Below are 18,684 nucleotides of genomic sequence, written 5' to 3'. Positions count from 1 at the left end.
TTACCACACGAACAGGATGCTCCTTGGGTATCATATCCTCAATTGAAGGAGGAAACAGAAACATTTGGTGCTGATCGTAGGGTTTGAATGCAGGGGTTTTTGGTGTCTTTTTCATATGCAAAAATACGAAAAATTGACCGTATCTAAAAATAAATATTCCTCTTAACTACCATATATTACAATAGGTTAGAACATATTTAGGCTAAACTGATTTGGTCAATTTTCAGGCGAAAAGAAGAGTCAGACTCTTCTAGAATTTAACGTAAGGCGAGGAATAAATAAAACGGAGATCATAAGTTGGAACCAACTTGAGGCGAAGACTCTTTTTGCTAAATCTGAGAATATAATAAAAAAGGCTGCCCCTTTTGAGACAGCCTCTTTAAAATCAACCGAAAGAATATCAGATTATTCCGAGTTCGCTTCCGACTTTTTTGAAAGTATCGACAATATAATCAAGATGTTCTGTTTCATGTGTAGACATGTAGGAAGTTCTCATCATCTGTCTTCCGGGAGGTACACCGGGTGAGATAAATACATTCACGAATACACCATTGTCATAAAGTTTGCGCCACATTTGGAAAGCGAGTGCATCATCACCGACGATTACGGGTACTATTGCCGTTCTTCCGTCGGTTACCTTAAATCCGGCATCTCTCAGTTTTGTTCTTGCATAATTTGCATTACTGATAAGTTTGGTTACTCTTTCCGGTTCAGCTTCGAGGATATCGAGAGCCGCGAGAGCAGCCGCTACTGAAGCAGGAGTTGGAGAAGCAGAGAAAATAAGTGCAGGAGACTGATGTTTAAGGAAGTTGATCACTCTTTCAGGTCCGTAAACGAAACCACCGAGTGAGGCAAAAGTTTTTGAGAAGGTACCCATTCCGAGATCGATTTCTTTTTCAAGTCCGAATTCTGATGCAGTTCCTCTGCCGCCAACACCAATAACACCCACTGAATGAGCATCATCGATAAGGATTTGGGCATTGTACTGTTTTGCTACCTGATTCAGTGTCGGCAGATCAACAATTTCACCACCGGTTGAGAAAACACCATCGCTAACGATAAGTTTTCCGGCTTCGATCGGTAATTTGGAAATTACTCTCTCGAGGTCTTTCATATCATTGTGCTTGTAACGCACCATTTCCACCATTGAACCTTTAGCGATCAGGTTTCCGGTAACAATACAGGCATGGTTGTCTTTGTCAGAGATGACATAATCACCTTTTTGTACAAGTGTCGGGATAACACCGAGGGCAGTCTGGAATCCGGTGGAATAGAGGAGAACAGCTTCCGCGTTAAAGAATTTTGCCATTCTGGCTTCAAGTTCGTTGTGCAGGTCAAGTGTACCTGTGAGGTAGCGGGACCCGGAACACCCTGTTCCATATTTTTCTACAGCTTTGATGGCAGCTTCTTTTACTTTTGGATGGGCAGTCAATCCAAGATAATTATTGGATCCGGCCATAACGATTTTTTTCCCCTCAATCTGTACAACGGGTCCTTCATTTGCTTCAATCGGTCTAAAATAAGGGTACAGTCCCATCTCTTTAACTTCATCGGCTCTGGTAAATTCATAACATTTTTTGAACAGGCTCAAATTTCCTCCGGGGAGATTTTAGTTTATGCAATACTTAGATAAATAAAAATTCGTTAAATTTAAAACTCGAATGTAAATTTATTTTTTGTTAAAAACAAAAAAAAGTGATATAAATCATTATTTTAATTGCACTTACAAGGATATAAGTGAATTAACTGATCGAAAGTTCATTAATAACGCGGATTGGAGAAAATGAGTAAAGAAATAGCCGTAGTGACCGGAGCAAATGGATTTGTTGGAAGTCACCTTGTCGACAGACTTCTGAGTGAAGGATTCGCTGTAAAATGCATCGTGAGGAAAACAAGTGATCTGAAATGGCTAAAAGATAAAGAAGTTGAATTGATAAATGCCGGGCTTGGAAATAAATCAGAACTTGTAAAAGCCCTGACAGGTTGCTCGTATGTTTTTCATATCGCAGGAACAGTAAAATCGAAGAAACCTGAAGGTTATTTTGAATCAAATGTGGAAAATACCCGGACTTTGCTGGACGCGGCCCTTGAGTCAGGTGCCCCGATAAAGAAATTTGTAGTTTCCGGCAGTCAGACCGTAGCAGGTCCCTCGCCTGATGGCAAACCGATAACTGAAGCGCACACACCAAATCCTTTGACAACCTATGGTAAAAGCAAACTTGAGCAGGAGAAACTTGTAATTTCATATAAATCCAGACTCCCTGTAACAGTTCTAAGATGCCCTGCAATTTATGGTGAACGGGATACCGAGGTGGGATTATTTTTCCAGACTTATGCTAAGGGGCTTTTTACAAAAGTGGGCTTTGCGAAAAAGACGATCTCTCTTCTTCATGTTCATGATGTTGTGAACGGACTTTATTTGGCGGCGATGAGTCCAAAATCATCGGGTGAGGTTTATTTCCTCAGCAGCGAAAAAGTTTATACCTGGGATGAAGTCGGCGAAATTTGTCACAAGATTTTTGGCAGGAAGGCTTTTAAACTCGTTTTTCCACACGCCATGGTTTATGTGGTATCGGCTGTCGCACAGTTCTTTTCAATGTTCAGCAGTAAAGCTGCAACTTTGAATCTTGAGAAAGCGAGAGACCTTGTTCAGATGCACTGGGTGACAAGTCCTGCGAAAGCGATGAAAGATTTTGGATTCCGTCAGGAAGTCAGTCTTGAAGAGGGAATAAAAAGAACTGTAGCCTGGTCGAAAAAAGAAGGCTGGATAAAATAATCAGTTGTTTTTGGCGCCTTCACCGACCCAGGTTCTGAAACCTTTAATCTGGTTGATGGTCATTCTGGGGTAACCGACAGGCGGCATTGGGCTGCCTCCCGAAATACCTTCTATGGACCAGATGAGCCTGCTGTTCTGAGGTTCATTGGGTACGACCACTGTAAGGTCTGCCACCGTGTTAAAGTAATTGGTGAAGCTAAGTCCCCCTGCACGGGATTGATCGTCGTGACAGCCCGAGAAAGCGCATTTAAGGAGCATTACAGGTTGGATGTGAGCCTGGTAAGAAACTCCCTTGTCGGGGATAATTACCGAATCCACATCTGCCTGATTAATAGTATCTTTACAACCGTAAAATAAAGTTGTAATTGAGAGAAAAAATAGAGATATTAGTATATATACAAAAAATTGTTTCATCGGGCTCAGAGAAATAAAAGATTAAAAGTGTTTTCGAAAAATATATTGTTGAGGTACAATGAAAAATGTTAAAATTTTGTTCCTGATTCTCGTCCTTGTGATGGGAATTTCGAATGCCCAGAACCCTAAAAGAGAATTCAGGGCATCCTGGATAGCCACAGTGACCAATCTCGATTGGCCCCTGACACGCGGACTGAATGCAACCGCACAAAAAAATGAACTGATAACTCTTCTCGATGCCTTGAAGGCGACAGGAATAAATACTGTAATCTTCCAGGTAAGAAGTGAGAGTGACGCAATGTATCCTTCACAGATTGAACCGTGGTCTTACTGGCTTACGGGACAACAGGGCCTCGCACCCAGTTATGATCCACTTCAATTTGCGATTGAAGAAGCTCATAAAAGGGGAATGGAACTTCATGCCTGGTTCAATCCTTACAGAGCAGAGAGAGCAGTGGGCAACTATACCCTTCATCCAACGCATGTTCTTGTAGAGCATCCTGAATGGGGGCTTCAGACAGGAACTGCAAAATTCCTCGATCCCGGTCTTCCAATGGTTCGTGAGTATGTTCTTTCTGTAATTCTGGATGTTATTAAGAGATATGATGTGGATGGAGTCCATATGGATGACTATTTCTATCCCTATCCCAACAATCAGATAACAAATCAGGATTCCGCCTCGTGGCGGCTTTACAACCGTGGATTCACAAACATTCACGACTGGCGAAGAGATAATGTCAACATTCTGATCAAAGCAATTAACGACAGTGTCCATTTTTACAAGAACCACATCAAGTTTGGCATGAGTCCTTTCGGTATCTGGAAAAATGGTGTACCTCCCGGAATTACCGGTCTTGACGCTTATTCCTCCATATATTGTGATGCCATTACCTGGTTGCAGTGGAGAGCTGTTGATTATCTTACTCCGCAGCTTTACTGGCCCTTTGGTGGAGGACAGGATTATGCAAAACTTATGCCATGGTGGGCAGACAGTGTGTTTGCAAACAACCGTCATTTCTATCCCGGTCAGGCTACCTACAGAATTCCACAATGGAATAATGCGAGTGAAATTCATAATCAGATCAGGGCGAACCGGGCAAATCCAAAGACAAGAGGAAGTGTCTTCTTCCGTGCACAGGATTTTATCTCGAATTTCAAAGGATTTGCTGATTCACTTAAACAGAATCTGTATAACACAAAAGCCCTGCTTCCGGTAATGAGCTGGAAAGACAATGTTGCTCCAAATCCACCGAGGAATTTCCATTTTGAGAGAGTTCCCGGTAATGGAACTTCCGCTTTGAGATGGGATGTACCCCTCACCGCAACTGATGGAGATACAGCAGTAAGGTATGTGGTCTATAAGTTTACCACGCCAAATCCCACTCCGCAGGATTTTGACAACAGCGTAAATATTGAAGATGTTTTTGGAGTCAGAGAAGCCAGACCGGCTCCTTCATCCACTCCGACCACCTGGTATTTTGCTGTAACAGCTCTTGACAGAAACTACAATGAGAGTGCAGTAAGCAATATCGTGCAGGTTTCGCCACTTACTTCTGTAGTTCTTGCCTCTCCTGCAAACGGCAGTGGACAGAGAGACACAGTAACAGTGAAATGGAATTATCTTCTCGGTGCATCAAACTACACCTTGCAAGTGGGCGAAGATCCTTCGTTCGATTCACTCATTGTTGTAAATATAAGTTCGCTGGTTGATACTTTTGCTGTTTTCAGTAATCTGAAAGGTCAGAAAACATATTACTGGAGAGTGAGAGCACAAAATGCTGCAGGCGTTGGTGCCTGGTCATCTTCCTTCACATTTGTAACCCTTACTCCGGGTGCACCTCAACTTCTGGCTCCTCTTGATAAAACCACGAATGTGGGTCTTGATTCCTTACTCGTTTGGGGCAGCAATCCAATAGCAGACAGTTACAGCATTCAACTCTCGAGTACGAATGTGTTTGATCCCGGGTCTCTTGTTATCAATGCAACCAATTACACCGGTACTTCAATTCCATTTAACGGACTTTCGCTGAATAAAATTTACTACTGGAGAGTCAAAGGTGTAAATCAGCACGGGCATGGTGAATGGTCTGAACCGTTCAGATTCAAAACCAAGGTTACCACGGATGTTGAAAAGGAAGAAGGAGTTCCGACAGACTTCCAGATGTCACAAAACTATCCGAATCCTTTTAATCCGGTGACCTCAATTAAATTTGCGATCCCCGAATCGAGTCAGATTACTCTGAAGGTTTACGATGCAACAGGTATGCAGGTTGCTGTTCTCGCAGAAGGATATTATTCTGCCGGCAACTACCTTGTCAAATTTGATGCATCACCACTTCCTTCGGGAGTTTATATCTATAAACTCGAAGCGGGCAATAAATCGATCACCAAGAAACTGATGCTGATCAAATAGTTATGAGTTATTAGTAATGAGTCATGATTTCTCGTGACTTTCATCATAATACCAAAATTAAGCTGCTTCAGAGACGGGGCAGCTTTTTTTATTAATATTATAAGTTGGATATTTGAATTTTGAAATTTCGATTAAATGATGCATTTTGAAAATTTTTTCCTGGAGTTGGAGACATTGACCAGATTTATTGATGCTGCAAAGTTATCAAACTACAAGGATGTACCCGGCGACTGGATGGTGCTGATAACGGACATTACCAATTCCACCATCGCAATCGCCGAGGGAAGATACAAAGATGTTAACTCCTGCGGAGCTGCAGTTATTGCAGCGGTCAGGAACGCTACCGGGAAAGAGAAATTCCCCTTCATTTTTGGAGGCGACGGCGCAATTATGCTTGTACCTCAAAGGTTCGAGCCGGTAGTCGTTGAGTCGTTGCGGAAAATGAAGTATTTTGCGGAGATCAGTTTTGGTCTCGAACTCAGGACCGGTTATGCATCGATACAGGGATTGAGAAAAGAAGGCTTTGAGTTCAAAACAGCAAAGTACAAATTTTCAGACTATTACCAGCAGGCGCTTTTTCGCGGATCGGGTTTTGAGGAGGTTGAGAGACAGTTAAAGCAGGGAGACGATTCAACATGTTTCAGGTTAATAAGGGAAAAAATTGAAGAGATTCCCGACCTGACAGGTTTCGAATGTCGTTGGAACAGCATCCCTTCGCACAAGGGACTTACTTTAGCGTTACTCGTGAAAGCAAAGGTAAGAGGGGAGAGAGAAAATGAAATTTTTGATACAATAATTGGTGAAATTTTTAACATTTACGGTACTGAAAACGATTTTAACCCGATTCAACCGCAAAACCTGAATCTGGTTTTCAGTTATAAAAAGCTGAAAAACGAAATTCTTGTAAGAGGCGGGAGGGGATTTTCAAAATTGAGATATTATTTCCGGTTAATATATCTCAATTTAGCGGGAGCACTGTTTTTTAACGGTGTGCTCGGGAAGAAGGGGAGCCACTGGAGCAGGTACAAAGAGGATGTAAAAAAGAATGTCGATTACATAAAGATGGATGACATGATCAGGATGGTGATAGCGAGCAGTGAGGAACAGAAAGAGAGACTGCTTCAAACCCTCGATGAATTCAGCCGGAAAGGTTTGATTTGTTACGGGATACACATCACAGACTCGGCACTTCTTACCTGTATCGTTGATAAATATGAAGATGAACATTTTCACCTGATTGATGCCAGCGACGGCGGATATGCTCTTGCAGCAAAACAGTTGAAAGAAAAACTTCGTGCCGGAAGTGTGGAATTGTAGGAACTATTAGGAAATAACAATAAATTCACCAAAGAAAATGAGATGAAAAAGACAGCCATAATAATTTTATTGATTTCAGTAATTGCGAAAGCTCAAGGAAATATCGGAATCGAAGCAGGGCTCTCAAAGGCGGGATTCGCAACCATGACCACTCATCAGGAAACCGGTGTTTTGAAACCATTTGTTGCTCTTTTTTCCGATGTGCAAATCTCAAATTATTTATATGTCAGCCCCCAGATTGGATTCGTAAAACGGGGTGGTGATCTCTCACTGCTTCCGTCACCTGTCACTTCTCCGGTTGTGCTCACGCCAAAAGCCACAAAATATGAGTATGATCTGAGTTATCTCGACTTCTCGATTCTCTTAAAATCGCGGTACACGACGGAGGATGGACCTCTGACAGTCTCTGCATTCGCCGGACCATCAATTTCCTATCTGTTGGGAGGTAAAGTAAAGGAGTATTATGCTGTTGGTGGTTCTTTGGGACCAAAAGATGTGGAAGGAATCACGACCGTCGCACTCGGTCTTGTTTATGGAGCAGGGTTCAGTTTTCAGGTGCCGGGAGGAGAAATCGATTTCAGAGCTGTATTCTATACGCAGTTCAACTCATCGGTCGAAGCTAACTCTGGATTGACTCTGAAAAACTTTACTCAGGGACTCGGAATTTCATACAGGGCAGATCTGTAGGACAGTTTCGCGATCCCCGCAGAAATTTTTGTCGCTTGTGAAATAAAAATCTCCAGTGAGGCTATTTGAAATTGGCTCTTAGCCTGCCGAGATAATTCTTTTTAAGTTCAATTTTTGTTTTCTCATCAGCAGTCAGATTTGCTGCTTCCGGTAATTTTGTCTCAAGTGATACAGCATAATTTTCGAGGTAAAGCCACGCATTTTCGCCCTCGTTTTTAAGGATCGAATAGCAGCCGAGTGCCAGTGATGCGTCAAGTTGTTTCACCGATTTATCTGACTTGTTGGAGGCTTTTTCAAGTCCCGGATAAGCTGACTCAGGTTTATCCGACTTCAGCTCGACCAGTCCATTATAGAGTTCGGTGAAAAACTCCAATGAAGCCTTACCTGTTGAATCGAGTTGATTTTGTCTCGTGAGGAGCAGATCTCTCTCTGCAGAAGCCGACTGAAGCAAAATCTCCACTGTTTCCTTCACTATAACTTTCAGAGAATCACTTTGCACAAGTTTTGGAGGTGCAGTCTGTCGTGCCTGTTCGAGCGATTCAGGTCTGGTACTTTTAGTTCCAAAAATGGATCCTTTGAATATATAGAGCAACCCGCCTGCCGCAAGAGTTACGATCAGAAGAATAAGAAATATGTTGACCAAAGACATTTTTGGTCTTGCACTTTTTTCCTTGATCAGATTATCAGCGGTTGATTCTGAAATGGTATCAGAACCTTTGAGAATGGCGGTAACTTTTACTCTGGAACCGCTGTCCACTCTTCCGGCTTCCGGAGGAGCTTCAAATTTTTTTGCAGCATCAGCTTCCAGTTGAGTTCTGACGGTTTTGAGGTCGGCAATCAGTCCCGAGGCATCCCGGTATGCAGGGGAGTCAAGATTCACTGCTTTATGAATAATATCGAGGAGTTGTTTTGGGATACTTGCAGGTTTTGCCTGTAAGACAGCAGCGAAATTCAGATTGGTTTGGAGCAGTGTATCCTGATTGAGGAAACGAAACAGAATGGCTCCACATCTGGCTACATCCCTGATCCGGGCTTCGAAAGCATCATTTTCAGCCAGTTCATATTCACCGGTTACCCTGACATTTTCAAAATGTACAAGCCAGTTCCCGCCTATTTTTATTTTTTTCCCCTGAATGAAAAAAATCATGCTTTCATCAAGGAACCCGACGGCATATCCAAGGTTGTGGAGTTCTTCCAATGCTTCGAGAATCTCGGTTACAATGTCGACTGCTTTTACGGGATCGAGGGGACGATTTAAAGTGTAGAAATAATCGAAAAGCGACATCTGCGAAGGGTACTCGGTGATTACAACGAGTCTGCCTTCGTGGTAAAACAGTTCGAAAATCTTGAGAACTGACTCAAATCCGAGTTTCCGAAGTTTCTTAAGTCCTTCGAGGTTGACCGGTTCAGTCTCCGATTTTGAAATCAGAAGCTGTACTTTCATTCCAAGAGAGGAGTGGACTGCTTCAAAGTAGTCAAAATCTTTCCAGGTGCCTCTTTGCATAAGAAGGCTGTAATTACCAATTATTGTTGTTTCCATAATTACTCATCACTTTTTAGTGAAAATAAGAAAAAGAAATGAAATTGAGAAATTTCACCCTTTAATTCTTGAAAGATTAAATAAAGCAGCCGCCAGAAAAAGGAGATTTACCAGCCAGGCAGTAACCAAAGGATCGAGTGATCCGTTTTTCCCCAGCGCAGAGACAATCTGCATGACACTTAGATAAACGAAAGTTACGAGGATATTAATTCCGAATTGAAGTGCGAGTCCGGTGCGTCTCTTCACGGTCGAGATTGGCAGACCAAAGATGATAATAATGATTACAGTGAAGGGGAACGAGAACCTGGAAAAATATTCTATCTCCACTCTTTGGGAATCGTACCCCGCATTTTTTGTATCCTGAATCAGTTTTTTCAATTGTGGATTACTTAGAATCTCGAGTCGCTGCTGTTTTACCTGCAGATCCTCAGGGGTGAATTTAAGGTCAGCCACTTCCATTTCTTCAAAGGGTGTAAACTGATCGTTAAGCCGTCCAAATATTCGAACCGTTCCATTGAAAGCTGTCCACACTTTTTTCTTCGGATTATATACCATCCGTTCGGCATCTATTCGCCGGGTCATTTTTATCGAGGTTGCAGAATCATAGGTCTGAATCCCAACCTTGTATGCCTCGAGCTTTTCATGGTTGAAATAAAAAATATTCACAATCTTTCCCGGCGGGTCCTGGAAGAAGAGGTTGCTGATTGCCGAAGCCTCACCTTTTTTAAGGTATTCAGCCTCAATTCTGGTTTTAACCGTATTCGCATCAGGAACAACATAACCACCGAAGTAGAAGATCAAGCCTGAAATGCCAAAGCATACCAGCAGAAACGGAAGCATGAATCTGTATATTGAAATGCCGCTTGATTTGATAGCTGTTAGCTCATTGTTGCTCGACATCTTCCCGGCAGTAAACAAACCACCGAATAGAACGGCAACGGGTGTCATAAGTTTTAGTATCTCAGGAATAAAAACGAGATAATAATTGAGGATGATCGGAAAATCCACATTATTATCTATAAAATTGTCAAGGTTTTCCATCATGTCAATGATGACGAAGAGGAGCGTGAAGGCTAACAGTCCGTAGAAAACAGAGGCTATAAAGCTCTTAATAATGTACCGGTCGAGAATCCTAAGCATCTTCGGAGACTTTTCTGAATCTTTTTGGAATGAATCGCTGTAATCCCGTGAGATCGATGGTTGTGTTATCGCGGACAGATCTGAAGAAGAGATACACTCCCATAGCGGCAAGAATGACATTTGCTGCCCACATCCCCAGAAATGGAGAAACAATGCCTCTGTCAGCCAGTTTCTCACCACCGATCAGAAACGACCAGTAGAGCAGAAAAAAGAAAAGGCTGATGCTTGCAGCAGCTCCAAAGCCACCCCGACGGGTCATCATACCGAGTGGAACACCGAGCAGAAGGAAAACGATGCATGCAGCAGGGATGGAATATTTTTTCTCCACTTCAACCAGATAAGCATACTGTTGCATGATCAGATAGTCCTGTGCGGCGAGAGTGGTTTCGATGGTGGCAAGTTGCTGTTTGACCCGGGATGCAAGTCTGGCTTTCCAGGTGTCTTTGCCCGTGTCTCCTGCGTTCATCGCCGGAAGTGCAGAACCGGCAGAATCGCCATAGAAAAACGGATTGGCTACCCGTTTCATGATCTGCACATGTTCCTCAAAAACGCGTGCCAGACTGTCAGCCCGCTGCCGCAGCTCATCTATTCCGAGTTCGCGGTCAGAACGGTACTCATCAGTAATTTTCTTTAAGGAAAACTGTTCCGAGTTCATAAGGAGAATATGTTTTTTAAATTTCAGTTTTCTGTAGAGGTGTCCGTCACCCTGTTCATGAATTTCGCCATCATAAAGATTCATCAGGAGTTTGGAACGGTCCTGATTAAAATTCAGGTCTGCCTTTTTTGCCGTGAGAATATTCACGAAACCGGACCTGCTGTTATCGTAAATTTTTACATTCAGAAGTTTGTTTGAATCCTGTGTGATTTTTTCGGCAAGAATTGCATATCCGATGATGTCTGTCATGAAAACATTCGGGACAATGGAGAGAGCCGGTCTTGTGGCTGTGATTTCCCACATAAGATTTTTAGTTTTATGGTTGGCGTCGGGTAATATGTTGTTATTGAAATATATCAGGAACCAGACGAGTGATGCTGCCATCATGAAGGGAATAGCGGTAAGACGGTAAAGGCTTAGCCCGGCCGCCCGGATGGCGGTAATTTCATTATTTTGAGACAGCCCTCCGAATGCCATCAAGGTTGCCACCAGAACCGACATCGGAACCACCAAAACCATCATCCACGCAAGATTGTATGCAATCAGTTGCAGGATCAGAAGAGTGTCTATCCCTTTCCCAATCAACTGCTCGGCAAATCTCATAAGAAATTGAAGGATGAACACAGAAAAAAGTGAAAACACCGAGAACAGAAATGGTATGAAAAATTTCCTTGCAATGTAAAAACTTAAGATCATTTTGACCGGGCGAACTCTCGGAATTTTTTGTGAGTGTAAAACTGCTTAGTTTTGTAATTAAATGAAATTAAAATATTTAAATATAGCAATTCTGATCCTAACTATAGCAGCACTATTTTTTGAATTGAGCCGCTGCAGTACGGTTGCAGGATTGGTACCCGGTTACCCTGCATGGCTTGTTGATGGCGAAAAGTACCCTCAGCAGACTTCAGGTATCACATTCATCAGGAATGATGAGCTTGGTCAGCCGGTGTTTATAATTTGCGATGACAAACAGGCACTTCATTATTTGAAGATCGTCGATGATGAGTTTACCCTGACTTCAATAGAGATTGATTCCTCGGTAACTGACACTCTCCCGCCTAAAATCAGACTGGACATGGAGGACATCGCCTACGACAAATACACAAACAAAGTTTACATAAGTATCGAGCCCGATAAAAGATACAGGCAGCAATTTGGGATATTTGAGCTTGTGTTCAAGAACGATGACATATTCTCGGGAAGAGTGACCGGATTAAAACGGCTCGTGATCACCCCCGATTCTCTTTTTCATCAATATATTGAAGATAATACAGGATATGAGGGGCTCGCAGTCGACTCAAACTGTTTATATTTGGGTCTTGAAGGAATTAAAAGAGGGGAAACCTCATTCGACGGAAGTTTGGTCAGGGTAGTCGACAAAAGAACGCTAAAAATAGTTGCAACCATGCTTTTGGATTCATTGGGGGTCAACACAATTACAGGACTGGCAATTGCAGATGACGGGTCGCTTTGGGGCGTTGACAGAAACAGATTGAACTTTTTTAATATGAAATTTGATAATAAATTTACAGTCACAAATATTAGAGTTTTTAACATCACAAACTACATTCCGGGCTATCATCAGTACCGGTATGCAGCGGCTGTCGAGGCAATTTCACTCGACAAATCAGGTTTTGTTTATTTAATCGATGATCCATTCACGAAAGAATATGTACCAGTTGAGAACATATTAAGAAAAATGGACAAGAAAACAGAAAAAAGATTTAAGGAATTTGTTCCGATAATTTACAAGTACAAAATGGAGTAATCCACAGGAAAATCATGCACAAGACAGAAAAATTTGTAAACGATAACATAGATAAATTCATAGCCGAGCTTGGCGAGTTTCTAAAATTTGAAAGTATCAGTACTCTTCCTGAAAAAACGGAAGAAATGAAAAAATGTGCCGAATTCACGGCAGCGAAAATGCTTGAAGCCGGGCTCGATAAAGCGGTCGTGCTTGAGACAGGAGGACATCCCGTTGTCTATGGTGAGCGGTTAAGAGTGCCGGGAGCACCAACGGTTCTAATATATGGTCACTATGATGTGCAGCCTGTAGATCCGGTTGAATTATGGAGCAGTGCACCTTTTGATCCCGTCATTAAAGACGGTAAGATATTTGCAAGAGGGGCAACCGATGACAAAGGTCAGCTTTACATGCACATAAAAGCAGTCCAGACAATTCTCGCCAACTCTGATGAACTTCCGTTGAATGTTAAATTCATAATCGAGGGAGAGGAAGAGATCGGGAGCCCGAGTCTTGAACCGTTCCTTAAGGCAAACAAAGAGCTTTTAAAATGTGATGTGGTGCTGGTTTCAGATACAGCGCTCTATGCCCCGATGCTGCCGACTCTGACTTATGGTCTTAGAGGACTTTGTTACATGGAGATTGAGGTAACAGGACCCAACAGAGATCTCCATTCGGGAACCTTTGGAGGTGCAGTAGCAAATCCGATCAATATCCTCTCGCAGATGATTTCAAAGATGCATGATGAAAACGGAAAAGTGGCTATCCCTGGCTTTTATGATGATGTACTTGACCTGACAACCCATGAGAGAGAAGAACTGGCAAAACTTGAATTCTCCGAGGCTGAATATAAAGCGCATCTTGATGTGAATGCTCTTTGGGGTGAGAAGGGATATACAGTAATCGAAAGAACAGGTGCCAGACCCACACTTGATTGTAATGGTATTTGGGGTGGTTTCTCGGGTGCAGGTGCCAAAACTGTGATTCCTTCGAAAGCATCTGCAAAAATAAGCATGCGACTGGTTGCAAATCAGAACCCTGAGAAAATCGCAGTTTGTTTCACTGACTATGTGAAACAAATAACGCCAGAATCAGTAAAAGTGAAGGTTAGTGCTGTTCATGGTGCTGAAGCATGTCTCGTACCAATTGAGTCACCAGCCATCAGTGCAGCAGCTAAAGCATTAAGCAGAGCATTTGGCAAGGAAACGGTTTATCAGAGGGAAGGCGGAAGCATTCCTGTGGTCGCCAAGTTCAAAAAATATCTCGGAGCCGACTCTGTTCTGATGGGTTTGGGACTAAACACAGAGAATCTTCACTCACCCGATGAACATTTTGATCTCAATCATTTCAGACTGGGAATTATCAGCTCAGCATATTTCATGGAAGAATATTCCGGAAAGTAAATAACGGTTTTACGATGAAGTTTAAATATTTAATAGTTTTTGTCCTTTTTTACGGATTGGCAATTTTCGTTGCAGGATGTGGCGAAGATGAGACTGCAGATCCGGCAGATACCGGTTCAACTGCTTCAACGGAGCTCGTTGAGGATCAACCTGACAAGGATAAATCGATTCAGGAATTCAATCTGGAAAAAAGGAAGAAACAGACAAAAACCAGATTCCCTGGAGATACAATCGATTTGATGGAAGCTGTTTTGAAAACCTACCCGAAAGGCAGTTATGTTATCGAAGAGGATATACCGAACTCGTTGGGAATTCCTCCCGCCGCAGTAATCTACAGGCAGGATGGTGCCAGCAAAATGGTCTTTGCCCTCATTGCCACATCCCGTGAAGGGATGGAGAGGGATCGTCTGATTGAATCGAAAAATGTTATCGGGTATGATCAAAGTTTTATTGACTACGACAGTACCAGGCTTGGAACAGCACTTTTCTTCATGACCGGGTTCACGATCGATGGCAGAAATTTCAGCAGAATCTGGGAAAAATATACTCCGTCACATGGCGGTTTCAGGTTGATGACACTTCAAAACTGGGCAGTAAAGAACATTCCCTACATTAAAGTGGATTTCTATGCCCAGTTCAAGAATGCCACTTTTTACTTCAATTATTTCTTTTTGAACGGATTTAATCAGAAACCGCACCTTCTGCTCACTTATGAAGGGATAAACCAGAGGAGAGTGATGACTGATGCCAACGGTGATAAATTTCCTGATTACATAGAGTATGTGTTTGTGGACAACGATCATTCAATTGCTGTGGTCGATTCCGTTACCTATATCTGGAAAGATTCACTTTATGTGAACACGAGATATCCGGAGAAGGTTACCCCCTACTGACAATTCAATCTTTGGTATGCCGGGAAGTCAGGCAGCTTCCCGGCTGCTGCATCTAATTCAAAGTTTAATAATATTTTCAAGTGAAAATGACCGATAAAATTTTTACATCAGTGATTCAGAACATGCTAACCGGGAATGGCTACACTTACGAAGCAGGGAAGAACCATCACTTTCTTTCTCTCTCGAGGAGAGGTTTGAAAGGGGATATAGAATTGTTGAAAAGTGGCACCGCCATTCGGGATACCTCCTCTTTTTGCACCCTGGAAATAAAAGGCGACGATTCTCTCGACTTCCTGAACAGAATAAGCACAAATGATCTTCGCGGATTAAAGCCGGGGGAGAGTATCCGCACTATTTTCTGTTCTGACAAAGGTAGAATCATCGACTCGGTTCTTGTTGTAAATGAGGGACTCAGATTTTTGATTTTTGGCACAGGCGGAAGTTCTGATAAACTCACAAGATGGATCAACAGATATATCATCACGGATGATGTGAATGTGAAGGATATTACAGGTGCATTCGGAAGTTTCGAAATCTACGGTCCTCAGGCTCAAACTGTGATCATTCTTCTCTCTGGAATAAAAGATGAGGAACCAAACAGGATTTATAACTTTGAATTTGAAGACAAGTTGTTCAGCATTCTCAAGTATAATTATGCCGGGAAATCGGATCGTTATCTCCTGTTTGGGGAGCCGAGGTGCTTCGAGAAACTTGCCGGTTATATCTTAAAGTATGACGGACCTTTCAACATTGATTTTGTGAGCGAATCTGCATTTCAACATTACAATATTGAAAACATCACACCGGGAGAAACCGAAATATCAGATTCTTTCAACCCTCATGAGGTCAAATTGATGAGTGAAGTGTCACTCAGAAAGGGTTGCTTCATAGGTCAGGAAGTGATTGCCAGACTTGACACTTACGAAAAAGTTCAGAAATTTCTCGTGCAGCTTGAGGTGAGTGAGGGTAACAAGGTGGTTCTCCCCGCGCAACTTCTCGACACCGACGACAAAGACGCAGGAGTGCTTACATCAATTTCAGCCTGTCATACCAATGGAAAGGTAAAGGCACTGGGACTCGTTCGCAAGAACCATCTTCAAAAGGGGACAGTTTTGTTTGTTCAATCAGGTGCGGACAGAATAAGTGTTTCGGTAAAGGAACTTTAACCATTTCATTTTGATTACAATAGTAAACAAAACTGAGAAAGATGAAAATTTACACAAAAACCGGTGATAGTGGTGAAACGGGACTCTTTGGTGGTCAGAGGGTTGGGAAAGACAGCACACGAATAGAAGCTTACGGAACGGTCGATGAATTAAATTCATTTATTGGGCTTGCTTTGTGTGAAGTCAAAAGTGAAGACCTGACACATGACTTGAGACTTATACAAAACCGGCTCTTTACCGTAGGTTCCGACCTTGCGACTCCTCTCGATTCAAAGATTAAAAATTTTAATCTGCCAAGAACAGAAGAATTATTTTTTAAAGATCTGGAAAAAAGGATAGATTTTTACTCTAATCAGTTGGAAGAGCTTCGGAACTTTATACTTCCGGGGGGAAGCAAAGGGGCATCACTTCTCCATGTTTGCAGAACCGTCTGCAGAAGAGGGGAGAGACTGGTAGTGGAATTGATGCACCACGAGGAATTGAACAAAAATATTGTTATATTTCTGAACCGTCTTTCAGATTTTTTCTTTGTTGCTGCCCGGTATGAAAATCATATCACAGATAACGAAGATCTGAAGTGGGAAAAATAGACTAAAGTTTCACGGGGGTGAAATTGGCTTCGACGGGGTTGACAGGAGCCTTGGATTGCGTACCGTGTTATCCGCAGACACGCTAAACAGCGGTAAAAAAACAACAGGCGAATCTTACGCCCTCGCAGCCTAATTAGTTAGGCTGCCGTTTACGCAGAGTTCTCGTATCGACTCTGTAGTGAACGCCATTTAGATACGATAGCTGATCCGATTTCCGGGCAGGTGAAGCGAATCTTTTACCGGATATTAGCCGTGCGATCCAGTCAGACGGAGCAAACGGAAGGAGATTAAAATTCTGACTATGTGCGTAGTATATCCTCTGAGCCTCAACTTCGGACGCGGGTTCGACTCCCGCCACCTCCACCATTTTATGTGATAGTTTATGTTGTACCCTCCTTTTCGGGTGACACACCTTTTGCGATCAACCGGTCGCTTATCTCTAATGGTAATTAATTAACTTGTTCAGTAATTTCAGGTCGCATTTTGCGTGCGCCTCGTGTATGGAAGTCATCAAATGATGAAAAAAAAGAATTTCTCCCTCTCCGCTTTAACGGTAATATGCCTTTCTCTTACATTCAGCCTCTCTTCTCTTCAAGCACAGAATACAGAGGCGGATTATTACCAAAACGCTTATAAACTCTACGGAACCGCTCTTAGAACAGCACTTCATAATATTGTGAAGGGTCACACAGTGATCAGCTATGACGGACTGTATACGGCTTTTCCTTCCACTGATTCGAGACCGGGTACGAACAATGTATGGGATATTTACTCCGACAAACCCGGCGGCACACCCTCTTATCTTTATGTCCATGGCTTGAAGAAATGCGGCAGCTATTCAGGCGAAGGGGATTGTTACAATCGTGAGCATTCATGGCCCGACAGTTGGCTTGGTGCAACGAATCCCGCCAGATCTGACCTTTTCCATATGTACCCGACCGACGGATATGTGAACAACAGGCGAAGCAATTATCCGTTTGGGACGGTCGGCACGGCAACCTGGACTTCCACAAACGGAAGCAAGGTGGGGAGTTGCTCATTCCCCGGCTACACATCCACTGTATTTGAGCCGATAAACGAATTTAAGGGTGATCTTGCAAGGTCACAGATGTATATGTCCGTAAGATATTATCTGGAAGACAGCGGTTTTTCAACAAGTCCTGCCACCAATAAATCGAATCTGCTTCCATGGTATGCAAATCTGCTTTATTCATGGCACATCAAAGATACGGTCAGTACCAAAGAGATCAACCGGAACAACGCCATTTTTACTTATCAAAAGAACCGGAATCCGTTTATTGATCATCCTGAATTTGCAGCCGAAATCTGGCAGACAGATATGAAACCACAGGTGGTGAAACTTTATCCCGATGGAAACTCCATGGTAATAGATTTTTCGAGATATATCGATTCCAGTGTCGCTGTTAATCCGTTAAATTTTACATGCAGCAACAATGGCGGGAATCCTGTTTCGATTCATTGGGGTGTCGTAAATGATGTGTCGAAGCTTCTTGTAACATTTCAGGGTCTCGTGAGCGGGACTCAGTATGCCCTTCAGATATCCGGCCTTAAGAGTATCAACGGAGTATTGATGAATGATACGACTGTAAATTTTACAACGAGCGGAACCACCGGAGTGGAAGGGAATGAAAGCAGTCTCAACTCCTTCAATCTCGAACAGAACTATCCAAATCCATTCAATCCTTCGACCGTTATAAGGTATCAGATTCCTGTTGAGAATCATGTTTCACTGAAGGTGTTCGACTCCATCGGTAATGAGGTAGCGGTTCTCGTTAATGAAGATCAGGATGCCGGGAGCTATTCTGTCAATTTCAATGGTGCCGGTCTTTCGAGCGGGGTTTATTTTTACCAGATCCGTGCAGGCGGGTTTGTGAAAATGAACAAGCTGATACTAATGAAGTAGTCTTTTCATTTGCCTTTAG

At 42.7% G+C, this 18,684-nt stretch carries 15 protein-coding genes and 1 other RNA gene; 11 read left to right on the top strand and 5 right to left on the bottom strand.

Features of this window, described 5'->3' with window-relative positions; all coding sequences use genetic code 11:
* Positions 1-400 precede the first annotated feature (400 nt).
* Entirely contained in the window at positions 401-1,537 is a 1,137-nt protein-coding gene (locus LCH52_07300) for a pyridoxal phosphate-dependent aminotransferase family protein (protein ID MCA0388286.1), read from the bottom strand.
* 246 nt (positions 1,538-1,783) lie between these two features.
* Between LCH52_07300 and LCH52_07295 the strand changes: the two genes are divergently transcribed.
* Positions 1,784-2,776: an NAD-dependent epimerase/dehydratase family protein gene (locus LCH52_07295; protein ID MCA0388285.1), complete on the top strand. Its 993-nt coding sequence runs from the start codon at positions 1,784-1,786 to the stop codon at positions 2,774-2,776.
* On the opposite strand, the gene LCH52_07290 is transcribed toward LCH52_07295, so the two are convergent.
* Entirely contained in the window at positions 2,777-3,190 is a 414-nt protein-coding gene (locus LCH52_07290; protein MCA0388284.1) for a hypothetical protein, read from the bottom strand. It abuts the gene before it with no gap.
* 58 nt (positions 3,191-3,248) lie between these two features.
* Here LCH52_07290 and LCH52_07285 point away from each other — a divergent pair, with 58 nt between their 5' ends.
* From LCH52_07285 to LCH52_07275, 3 genes are all read left to right on the top strand, one after another.
* Complete coding sequence (locus tag LCH52_07285; GenBank protein MCA0388283.1) at positions 3,249-5,603, top strand: family 10 glycosylhydrolase; 2,355 nt, start codon at positions 3,249-3,251, stop codon at positions 5,601-5,603.
* A 138-nt stretch (positions 5,604-5,741) separates the two neighbouring features.
* Positions 5,742-6,920: a DUF3095 domain-containing protein gene (locus LCH52_07280; GenBank protein ID MCA0388282.1), complete on the top strand. Its 1,179-nt coding sequence runs from the start codon at positions 5,742-5,744 to the stop codon at positions 6,918-6,920.
* 42 nt (positions 6,921-6,962) lie between these two features.
* The gene (locus LCH52_07275; protein MCA0388281.1) at positions 6,963-7,607 is read left to right on the top strand and encodes a PorT family protein; all 645 of its coding nucleotides are present in this window, start codon (positions 6,963-6,965) and stop codon (positions 7,605-7,607) included.
* Positions 7,608-7,668: 61 nt separating this feature from the next.
* Here LCH52_07275 and LCH52_07270 read toward each other — a convergent pair whose 3' ends face one another.
* Genes LCH52_07270 through LCH52_07260 form a run of 3 tightly spaced genes read right to left on the bottom strand, consistent with a single transcriptional unit; the run spans position 7,669 to position 11,638 of the window.
* The gene (locus LCH52_07270) at positions 7,669-9,147 is read right to left on the bottom strand and encodes a hypothetical protein (protein ID MCA0388280.1); all 1,479 of its coding nucleotides are present in this window, start codon (positions 9,145-9,147) and stop codon (positions 7,669-7,671) included.
* Positions 9,148-9,201: 54 nt separating this feature from the next.
* A complete protein-coding gene (locus LCH52_07265) occupies positions 9,202-10,287 on the bottom strand; it encodes an LptF/LptG family permease (GenBank protein ID MCA0388279.1) in 1,086 nt (361 codons plus the stop codon).
* Positions 10,280-11,638, bottom strand: a complete 1,359-nt coding sequence (locus tag LCH52_07260; GenBank protein MCA0388278.1) for an LptF/LptG family permease — start codon at positions 11,636-11,638, stop codon at positions 10,280-10,282. Before LCH52_07260 ends, LCH52_07265 begins: the two co-directional genes overlap by 8 nt.
* Positions 11,639-11,699: 61 nt before the next feature.
* Between LCH52_07260 and LCH52_07255 the strand changes: the two genes are divergently transcribed.
* The 7 genes from LCH52_07255 to LCH52_07225 all read left to right on the top strand — a co-directional run bounded on the left by LCH52_07255 (position 11,700) and on the right by LCH52_07225 (position 18,665).
* On the top strand, positions 11,700-12,710 hold the full coding sequence (locus tag LCH52_07255; protein MCA0388277.1) for a hypothetical protein: 1,011 nt from the start codon (positions 11,700-11,702) through the stop codon (positions 12,708-12,710).
* Positions 12,711-12,724: 14 nt separating this feature from the next.
* A complete protein-coding gene (locus LCH52_07250) occupies positions 12,725-14,092 on the top strand; it encodes a dipeptidase (protein MCA0388276.1) in 1,368 nt (455 codons plus the stop codon).
* Between the two features lie 14 nt (positions 14,093-14,106).
* A complete protein-coding gene (locus LCH52_07245; protein MCA0388275.1) occupies positions 14,107-14,985 on the top strand; it encodes a hypothetical protein in 879 nt (292 codons plus the stop codon).
* A gap of 86 nt (positions 14,986-15,071) precedes the next feature.
* Entirely contained in the window at positions 15,072-16,151 is a 1,080-nt protein-coding gene (locus tag LCH52_07240; GenBank protein ID MCA0388274.1) for a hypothetical protein, read from the top strand.
* Positions 16,152-16,192: 41 nt separating this feature from the next.
* On the top strand, positions 16,193-16,741 hold the full coding sequence (locus LCH52_07235; GenBank protein ID MCA0388273.1) for a cob(I)yrinic acid a,c-diamide adenosyltransferase: 549 nt from the start codon (positions 16,193-16,195) through the stop codon (positions 16,739-16,741).
* 13 nt (positions 16,742-16,754) lie between these two features.
* Positions 16,755-17,107: a transfer-messenger RNA gene (gene ssrA / locus LCH52_07230) on the top strand.
* A gap of 148 nt (positions 17,108-17,255) precedes the next feature.
* Positions 17,256-18,665 (top strand): endonuclease, encoded by a 1,410-nt coding sequence (locus tag LCH52_07225; protein ID MCA0388272.1) that lies wholly within the window; start codon positions 17,256-17,258, stop codon positions 18,663-18,665.
* The last annotated feature ends 19 nt before the right edge of the window (positions 18,666-18,684 follow it).

This window comes from Bacteroidota bacterium, from assembly GCA_020161395.1.
Lineage (GTDB): Bacteria > Bacteroidota > Ignavibacteria > Ignavibacteriales > Ignavibacteriaceae > UTCHB3.
This window is presented reverse-complemented; position numbering and strand designations above follow the sequence as displayed.

Excerpts from the sequence above, each read along its gene's own strand:
- LCH52_07300 (MCA0388286.1), bottom strand. The coding sequence starts at position 1,537 with ATGGGACTGTACCCTTATTTTAGACCGATTGAAGCAAATGAAGGACCC.
- LCH52_07295 (MCA0388285.1), top strand. The coding sequence starts at position 1,784 with ATGAGTAAAGAAATAGCCGTAGTGACCGGAGCAAATGGATTTGTTGGA.
- LCH52_07290 (MCA0388284.1), bottom strand. The coding sequence starts at position 3,190 with ATGAAACAATTTTTTGTATATATACTAATATCTCTATTTTTTCTCTCA.
- LCH52_07285 (MCA0388283.1), top strand. The coding sequence starts at position 3,249 with ATGAAAAATGTTAAAATTTTGTTCCTGATTCTCGTCCTTGTGATGGGA.
- LCH52_07280 (MCA0388282.1), top strand. The coding sequence starts at position 5,742 with ATGCATTTTGAAAATTTTTTCCTGGAGTTGGAGACATTGACCAGATTT.
- LCH52_07275 (MCA0388281.1), top strand. The coding sequence starts at position 6,963 with ATGAAAAAGACAGCCATAATAATTTTATTGATTTCAGTAATTGCGAAA.
- LCH52_07270 (MCA0388280.1), bottom strand. The coding sequence starts at position 9,147 with ATGGAAACAACAATAATTGGTAATTACAGCCTTCTTATGCAAAGAGGC.
- LCH52_07265 (MCA0388279.1), bottom strand. The coding sequence starts at position 10,287 with ATGCTTAGGATTCTCGACCGGTACATTATTAAGAGCTTTATAGCCTCT.
- LCH52_07260 (MCA0388278.1), bottom strand. The coding sequence starts at position 11,638 with ATGATCTTAAGTTTTTACATTGCAAGGAAATTTTTCATACCATTTCTG.
- LCH52_07255 (MCA0388277.1), top strand. The coding sequence starts at position 11,700 with ATGAAATTAAAATATTTAAATATAGCAATTCTGATCCTAACTATAGCA.
- LCH52_07250 (MCA0388276.1), top strand. The coding sequence starts at position 12,725 with ATGCACAAGACAGAAAAATTTGTAAACGATAACATAGATAAATTCATA.
- LCH52_07245 (MCA0388275.1), top strand. The coding sequence starts at position 14,107 with ATGAAGTTTAAATATTTAATAGTTTTTGTCCTTTTTTACGGATTGGCA.
- LCH52_07240 (MCA0388274.1), top strand. The coding sequence starts at position 15,072 with ATGACCGATAAAATTTTTACATCAGTGATTCAGAACATGCTAACCGGG.
- LCH52_07235 (MCA0388273.1), top strand. The coding sequence starts at position 16,193 with ATGAAAATTTACACAAAAACCGGTGATAGTGGTGAAACGGGACTCTTT.
- LCH52_07225 (MCA0388272.1), top strand. The coding sequence starts at position 17,256 with ATGATGAAAAAAAAGAATTTCTCCCTCTCCGCTTTAACGGTAATATGC.